Here is an 8,296-nt window from a genome sequence, read left to right on the forward strand (position 1 = left end):
AACCGTAAAATTCTTCAAAGCCCCTTGCATTGGGATGATAGGGATGTTGCATTCCATTGTGCCATTTCCCAAAGGCTCCCGTAACATACCCTTCATTTTGGAGCACCTCCGCAAAAGTAATCTCATCAAGATCCAGCCTTTCCTGACCTGCAGAAGTCCCAGTTACCCCTCCACGCAAATGATACCTACCGGTCAGCATTTCTGCTCGAGTTGGAGAGCAAACAGGCGAAACATAAAAACGATCGAAACTAATTCCTTCTACACCTAGTCTGTCTATATGTGGTGTTTTTAAATTAGGGTTACCCGTAAAACTTAAATCTCCCCACCCTTGATCATCCGTAAGAATGATCAATACGTTTGGCTTGTCTATTTCTTTTTCTTCAGGTTGGCATGCATAAAAAACATACATACAACCCAAAAACACAAAGATTTTTCCGGCAGATTTTACGAATAACCCCATATTTATCAACAATAAATTTTTATCAGAATGAAAACAATGAACCAAAACTTATATTAAGAATAGTTTCTAAATAGGTATAAATGGTCCACTTATATTCACTTAATTATTAATGTCATGCCCCAATATTTATTGAATTTTATCCGCAACTGTCAGGACCTGTCCATCTTCCAGCAATTTGGCTTTCAATTCTGAATAAGGAAGCTCCTGCACACTTATATCTTTGTCTATGGACATCACTGCAGCAGTAGCAGCGGATTGTCCCAGTATCATAAATACGGGTTCCATTCGGATGGACCCAAAAGCGATATGACTTGCAGAAACAGCTACTGGTACTACGAGGTTTTGAATTTCATCCGCCTTAGGGACCAAAGATCCATAAGCGATTTCGTAAGGCTGCTTAAGATGTACACCTATATCCCCTTCATTTTGTACATGTCCATTTTCATCTACATAGCGTTGGATATTGTGCGAATCAATGCTATATGAACCCATACCTACTGATTCAGGAGTTGGTCTTTTTTGCATCAATTCATTTTCAGTCATCACATATTTCCCTATCATTCTTCTGGCTTCTCTTACATAAATCTGATGAGGCCAGTTGCCATTGTCGGTAAATTCATCCTTGGCCAATCCCCATTTTTTAAATTCATCTTGAGTTGCTTTTGGTACTCTTGGGTCATTGGCTACATAATATAGCAATCCTTTTTGGTAATCTTCATGTTCTTTAATGATCTCTCTCCTGCGTTCGTAGCTGGCTTCAGGGTAATCATAATTCATTCCAATATTATCAGAACTAAAAGGTCCGTGATTATTGGTATCTGTTTTCTTATTTGGGATCATGTCAAACTTACCAAACCACTGGTCCCATCCTGCATCGAAGATTCTTCCAAGTACCTCATATTGGGAAGGATCATAGTTGTCCGGCTTTGGAAAAGGAACTTGGTTGTCCGGATGTACAGACATACAAGTCCTAAAGCAGTAAGCCTGAACCTTATTATCTCCTTCACCTTTCACGCCGGGCTCTTCACCACTAATTCTTGGCAGTAAGCCGGAGGAAGGATCTCCCGGTATCACATAGGGATCAATGGGTTGATCCAGCACTTGAAAGTGATGTCTGTGGTGATAAACTCCGGTTTGTACCCCATTCCACTCTTCACCATAAACGTCGGTACCTTCTCTACCCACATGATAACTTACACCTGCAGCTGCCATTAAATCTCCCTCGTAGGTGGCATCGATGAACATTTTACCTTTAAACTCTTTCCCACTTAAAGTTCGAATCGCAGTAATTCTTCCATTTTCAACAGTCACTCCTGACTCCCTGTCCAGCCATTCATCCCGAAGAACCTCAATACCTAATTCTTCAACCCATTCATCATAGACTTCTTCTGCCACATGTGGTTCAAATATCCACATGGTTCTGAATTTACCATCTATGGCCGGGGTTCCTTGTCCTTTGTTTCCAAAATCACTTTGGGCTTCCCATTTCCAAGCATCATCCTCAGTATATTTATCGTATACGCGTTGATAAAATTCACGAGACAAACCACCGATCACTTCCTTTTTTCCGGTATCTGTCCAACCCAATCCGCCGGAAGTCAGACCTCCTAAATGCTTGTCCGGAGAAACCATAATTACAGATTTTCCCATTTTTTTTGCTTGGATGGCTGCTGTTACCGCACCGGATGTGCCGCCATAAACGACTACATCTGTAAGCCATAAACACCCATAGCAATGAGAGGCTTAAAAAGACAGACTTGATAGTACCTGTTTTTTTCATAATTTTTATTGGTTTATTGTTTGATATATTAAATTCATTCAATCCTATTTTCAAGAGCTTAAGAAATGATTGGAAGTAAAAAGAGTTGAATGGCAATGCTACCATTACTATTAAAGATTTTTAAGCTTCATTCCAATGGGGTCCCAACCGACAATTTTCTTTTCAAAATAACTGATATTTCCTGCTTCCGTAGGTCCTGAAGCTCGGAGTCCAAAGACGGCATCCTCTACCACAGGTTTCCCATTCCGAATAGACTCAAAGAAATTAACAAAGTGCTCATACCTATCCCCTTTATAATTGGAAGGAACCTTAAATTCAAATTCATTGGGGCCAACCATTTCAGCTTTTTGCGGATATTTTTTCCTATGTTCAGCTTTTAAAGCCTCCTGCATTGCTTCCGGAAAGCTATGCAAGGACATTCCCGGATCTTTTGGAAATGGTGTTTTGCGTAGTTTTAATCCATTAAAGTCTATCGTTATGTCCCCTTCAGATCCAACAATTCTAAAAAGAAAGTTATTTCCTCCACCACTTACCAGATTGGTTCTTAAGGATAAATTAAAAGCAGGGTGAGCATCGGTTTTGGGATAATCAAATAATCCCAAATGAATATCGGGCACATCTCTTCCATCTTTCCAATACCTCAAGCCTCCGGTTGCTTGCACTCTTTCGGGGCCCTTGGAGTTGGTTACAAAATGTAACATAGAAAGCATATGCACATACAAATCACCTGCTACTCCCGTGCCATAATCTTGGTAATTTCTCCACCTAAAAAAACGTAAAGGGTCCCATTCTCTTTTTGGCGCATTGGAAATATAAGTATCCCAATCCACTGTATCCGTAGATGCATCCAGCGGAACAGTATATTGCCAAGCTCCTCTCGCACTATGCCTGTCAATTTGGGCTTCCGCAAAATTGATTTCACCTATTTCACCTGCCGCCAAGAGTTCTTTTGCCTTGGCGTGTATGATTGAACTGACATATTGACTTCCTACCTGAAAAACCAATCCAGTACTTTTTTGCTTAGCAATAATTTCATGCCCATCCACTGATCGCTGCACCATGGGTTTTTCACAATAGACATGCTTGCCTTTATCCATAGCATCCAAACTAATTTTTTGATGCCAATGATCAGTGGTTGCATTAATGACAGCATCCACATCTGCTCGTTCCAGTATCTCTCGGTAATCCTTGGTGGTAAAAATATCAGCTCCCCACAATTCCTTGGCCCGGGTAAGCCTTCCATCATACAGATCGCAGGCGGCCACTACTTCCACTCCATCTACCATCAAGGCTGTATTTACATCTCCTATACCCATCCCTCCTGTACCGATTACCGCTATCCGAATATTGTCATTGGCCGCTATAGGTTTTCTTTTTATTAAATTGAGATAAGTGGGTGTTTTGCCGCCCTTTATGGCTCCGGCAAACACTGAAGGAGATCCAAGCACCAAGGCTGCAGAACCGCTTGCTTTTTTTAAGAATTTTCTACGATTGTTTCTGGGTTGATCGGACATAAGATGGATTTTAGATTTTATTTGAGTTCTCGCCTTAATTGATCTCTTGTTAACTTATTTCGCCTCAATAACTGACAAGAGACCCTGCATTTATTTTTTATAATTCAAGATTTGTTTGTCTCTAAGAAGAACCTCCCTCAATAAAGAGTATTCCAAATCCTGTACTGCTACACCTTGGTCAATGGCCAAGGAAGCTGCTGTGGCTGCTGATTGGCCCAAGACCATAAAGACCGGTTCCATTCTAGCAGATCCAAAAGCAACATGAGTGGCGCTTATGCAGACCGGTACAAAAAGGTTCTCCTTCTCACCTTTCTTTGGCACAATAGATCGGTAAGGAATGGGATAAGCGGTTAATCCTCTGGCTTCAAAATTACCTTCATTCTGTACATAGCCATTGTGGTCTACATAGCGTTGAACCATGTGAGAATCCATACCATAAGAACCCATTCCTACACCATCTTCTACCTGAGGAACCAAACCCTCACAATCCGCTTGAGTAATTACATAATCACTTACCATCCTCCTCGCTTCTCTCACATATAGTTGTGGGGTCCATCCGTTTCTATCCTTGAACTCATCCTTAGTCATTCCCCATTTGGAGACCACGTCCCTGACTTTCTTTGGAATCCTTGGATGATAGGCCAGGGACCACATCAAGCCCTGCTGGTATTCCAACTGCCTTTGGGCAAAAGCTTCTCTTTCAGCATAACTTGCTTCCGGATAATCGAAATTCTGACCGATAAAATCTGTTGAAAAGCCCTTCTGGTTATTGGTGTCTGTTTTTTTATTGGGCATGGGCGTATTGATCCAGGGAACCAATGGATCACCATAATGGTACATCTCTTCAATAGGCCCATTAGCTGCTTCATAATTTCTGAACAGCAACTCATATTCAAGTTCATTATAGTTATCCGGCTTTTCAAATAGGATCCTATTTTCCGGATGGTTGGTTAAGGTCATCCTGTAACAATAGGCTTGAATTCCTTTGTCGGCTGTCCCGTCTATTCCCGGACCACCTTCAATAATAAAAGGCAATAATCCACTGGAAGGGTCTCCTTTAATTATGTATGGATCTACTCCGGGAACAAAATTGTGGTGAATGGCATTTCGGGAAACATTCCCTTTTAAAGTAAGGTTATATTTATTGGCCTGTACACCATTCAATGTTTCTCCATATTGACTATTGGCCTCCCTTCCTGTAGTATAGCTCACTTCGGATGCTGCCATTAAATCTCCTTCATAGGTTGCATCCATAAACATTTTACCGGAATAAGTTTCTCCACTTTCCATAGTGATGGAAATAATTTTGTTGTTTTGAGAGTTTACACCGCTTTGCCTGTTCAGTCGTTTTCCGATGACCAGTGTAACATCTTCTGCCGCTAACATTTCATGATAAATTTTCATGGCTACGGATGGTTCAAATGTCCACATGGCATCTTCTCCATCATTGGATCTTGTTTGGTCTGGTCTGGATAAGTAGGCCGAGCGATCTTCATAATTCCATGTAGAAGGATCCTTATAGTATTCCATTATATTTTGGTAAAACTCTCTGGATATACCTCCTATCACATCTTTGTTACCTATGTCAGTTGCTCCCAAGCCACCTGTGGTCAAACCACCCAAATGGTTTGAAGGCTCAATGAGAATTACTGATTTTCCCATTCGAGACATTTGAATGGCCGCAGCAACTCCTCCGGATGTCCCACCATAAATAACCAAATCATAAGTGGAATTTTGGGCTTTCAGCGTAAAAGTAGACGTAGCAAATAGGCAACATAACACAACAGTAAACAGGTGTTTCATGATTTTTAAATTTTAATTGGTAAACAGCAAATGGTATTAATTTTTCTAAATTCTTATTTTAAAATCCTCCCATGGCTGAGGCTAAATGTTCGTTTAATTGATTCAATAATTTATCAGCCAATTCGGGGTTTTCGGCATATATATTTTTTGTTTCTCCAGGGTCTTCAGCCAAATCATATAGTTTTCCGGGAGATGTAAAGGGATAATCTCCACGCCCCACTACCTTCCATTTACCCGCTCTTAAAGCGTAGGACTCCCCACTTCCCCTCACGACTACGGATTCTCTCTTTTCCGTATCTACTCTATCTCCATAAAAAAAAGGCAATAAATTGTACCCGTCTCTTGAAGCTCCTTCAGGTATTTTTTCACCCACCAAAGTTGCCAAAGTAGGTAAAACATCATTTAAGGCAATTAACTGATCACTAACATGTCCTTCAGGAAAATTTCCTTTCCAACTTGCAATTAAAGGCGTTCGAACACCTCCCTCATAAACAGACCATTTGGTTCCCCTGTAGGGGTAATTGGGCCGATGTGCATCAGGATTAATCTCCTTATTCACCTCAGAAGGACTATTTGAATGGGCTTCCCCTTCTTGTCCTGCATGGGTAGCAATAAATTGAGAGCCATTGTCACTTGCAAAAATAATTAGGGTATTCTCCCTCAATCCTAGCTTATCCAGCGCTTGCAGTAACTCTCCGATATAATGATCCAGTTCAAATACATAATCCCCATAAGGCCCTGCCTCAGTTTTACCAATAAATTCATTAGAAACAGCCAAGGGAATATGAGGAACATAGGGGGAATAATAAAGAAAGAAAGGTTTGTCTGAAGCTTCACTCTTAAATTTCTGAAGGTAATTGATACTTTTTTTGGTGATAGAAGGTAGAAAATCCTCTAAAGGTAATTCCATTAGCCCTTCTCCCGGGGAAGCCGCCTCTGTGGTATATAAATCATGTTGAATGGCTCCGACAATTTTTTTGTCCTCAAATAGCCAACATTCACTTGCGCAACTGAAACCAAACCAGTGTTGAAAACCACGGTCCATGGGTCCATCGCTTAATGGTTGATTGAAGTCAATATTTGCTCCATTCTGCTCATCGTGAAACTTACCATAACCCACAGGAACTTCACCATCTGTTGTAGGAAAAGTAGTGCCCAAGTGCCATTTTCCAAATCCCACGGTTTGGTAACCTGCATTGGTAAGCATCTGCGGTAAAGTCAAAGTCTCTTCCGCTATCATTGACGGCTCGTAATTTCTCATTACTCCGCTTTTCTTCCAACTTCTCCAAGGATACTCACCTGTCATTAGGGCATACCTACTCGGAGAGCAGACAGAAACCGGACAATAAGCTTCTGTGAACCGCACACCTTCTTTTGCCAATTGATTCAGATTAGGTGTAAGGGTCTTGGAATTCGCGTTGTACACTTCCAAATCTCCATAGCCCAGATCATCTGCAAAAATAAATAAGATATTAGGTAAGTCATTTTTAACAATTTCTTTATCCTGAGGTTTGCATGAAGCTAATAAGAAAGTAACCAATACCAAGTATCCCGAAAATCTTGGCATTTTGGTAAATAGTCTTTGATTCAATAATTTTTTCCTCATTCTATTAGCGTCTTCTCTTCTCATTTTTAAAATTTATAGCATTTCAAACCTACCAAATAGGTAAGAGGTCTATATTATTACAATTTTCCTAGTCCAATATTTTATTCCCGAAAGTTCATTTTATTGGTTCACTAAAACACAACGCTTTTGCAAAGGTAAGATAGCTTTGAATAATCTAATTTTTCATAAAACTAAACACAAATATTGTTTGGCATTGCCAAGTTTATTAATGCCTTGTACTTTAGCCTAATTCTCCCTTGAAACAAGATTAAATCTATTTTTTCATGTACATGCTAGCTAGGGGAAATCACCTTCAATTCCTATATCAAAAGAGAATTTCCTGCTCCAAGGTCAATGACCTGAAGCAGGAAACTCAATTGTTTTTATTTAAGTCATTTTATCGAATGATATCAGCTTCCAGATTAATAGCCCGGATTCTGAACCAGTGCGGTATTTGTTTCTAATTCTATCCTAGGGATAGGCCACAAGTAATCTCTTTCCGGATTAAATGATCTTGTTTCCACTACCACCATCTCATTTGCATTGCTGATATTGTCATAAGTGGGAGTGCCCATTTCATCTATCATAGGAGGAGAGTTCAACCATCCACCTTCACCATACCTGTTTACACGTCCTCTTACAGGACCGGGGATTACATCTTCTGCTAACCTCCATCTTCGAATATCAAAATACCTAAATCCTTCCATTCCCAATTCATGCCTTCTTTCCTTTCTAACTATATTCCTTAATTCATCTTGGGTTTTTCCAGACGCTAGCAGTGGCATTTGTACCGATTCTCTTGAGCGAAGGGCATTGATTGCCTCATAAACAGATTCATCCAATTGGTTTAATTCAACCTTTGCTTCCGCATAATTCAACAATACCTCTCCTAGTCTGAAAATGGTTAGATTCTGATCTGTGGATCCTACATCTGTAGGATAATTTGCTACATCTACATGCTTTCTATAAAGATAACCTGTAAATGACGCATAAGCATGTTGGGCCTCGATATTGGGAACTCTTATCATTTCATCACCCCTAAATTCCCAAGTCATGGTACTGTCTCGGTGCGTCTCATAAATCCAATTTACTAATCGGGAGCCCGGCACTACCAATGTATGGCCTAACCTAGG

Annotated in this window: 6 protein-coding genes; all 6 read right to left on the minus strand. The window is 40.4% G+C overall.

What is annotated here, in order from left to right; genetic code table 11:
- On the minus strand, positions 1–460 hold a 460-nt coding region (locus AAC037_RS13580; RefSeq protein WP_339903498.1), incomplete at its 3' end, for a sulfatase-like hydrolase/transferase.
- A gap of 126 nt (positions 461–586) precedes the next feature.
- Positions 587–2,110, minus strand: a complete 1,524-nt coding sequence (locus AAC037_RS13585; RefSeq protein WP_339903499.1) for an FAD-dependent oxidoreductase — start codon at positions 2,108–2,110, stop codon at positions 587–589.
- Between the two features lie 240 nt (positions 2,111–2,350).
- Entirely contained in the window at positions 2,351–3,754 is a 1,404-nt protein-coding gene (locus AAC037_RS13590; protein WP_339903500.1) for a Gfo/Idh/MocA family oxidoreductase, read from the minus strand.
- Positions 3,755–3,844: 90 nt separating this feature from the next.
- A complete protein-coding gene (locus AAC037_RS13595; protein ID WP_339903501.1) occupies positions 3,845–5,557 on the minus strand; it encodes an FAD-dependent oxidoreductase in 1,713 nt (570 codons plus the stop codon).
- A 58-nt stretch (positions 5,558–5,615) separates the two neighbouring features.
- A complete protein-coding gene (locus AAC037_RS13600; RefSeq protein ID WP_339903502.1) occupies positions 5,616–7,187 on the minus strand; it encodes an arylsulfatase in 1,572 nt (523 codons plus the stop codon).
- 398 nt (positions 7,188–7,585) lie between these two features.
- Positions 7,586–8,296, minus strand: a 711-nt coding sequence (locus AAC037_RS13605) for a RagB/SusD family nutrient uptake outer membrane protein (RefSeq protein WP_339903503.1), incomplete at its 5' end; no start/stop codon positions are given.

It is taken from the genome of uncultured Cyclobacterium sp. (assembly GCF_963976465.1).
Classification (GTDB): domain Bacteria; phylum Bacteroidota; class Bacteroidia; order Cytophagales; family Cyclobacteriaceae; genus Cyclobacterium.

Excerpts from the sequence above, each read along its gene's own strand:
- AAC037_RS13585 (WP_339903499.1), bottom strand. The coding sequence starts at position 2,110 with ATGGGAAAATCTGTAATTATGGTTTCTCCGGACAAGCATTTAGGAGGT.
- AAC037_RS13590 (WP_339903500.1), bottom strand. The coding sequence starts at position 3,754 with ATGTCCGATCAACCCAGAAACAATCGTAGAAAATTCTTAAAAAAAGCA.
- AAC037_RS13595 (WP_339903501.1), bottom strand. The coding sequence starts at position 5,557 with ATGAAACACCTGTTTACTGTTGTGTTATGTTGCCTATTTGCTACGTCT.
- AAC037_RS13600 (WP_339903502.1), bottom strand. The coding sequence starts at position 7,187 with ATGAGAAGAGAAGACGCTAATAGAATGAGGAAAAAATTATTGAATCAA.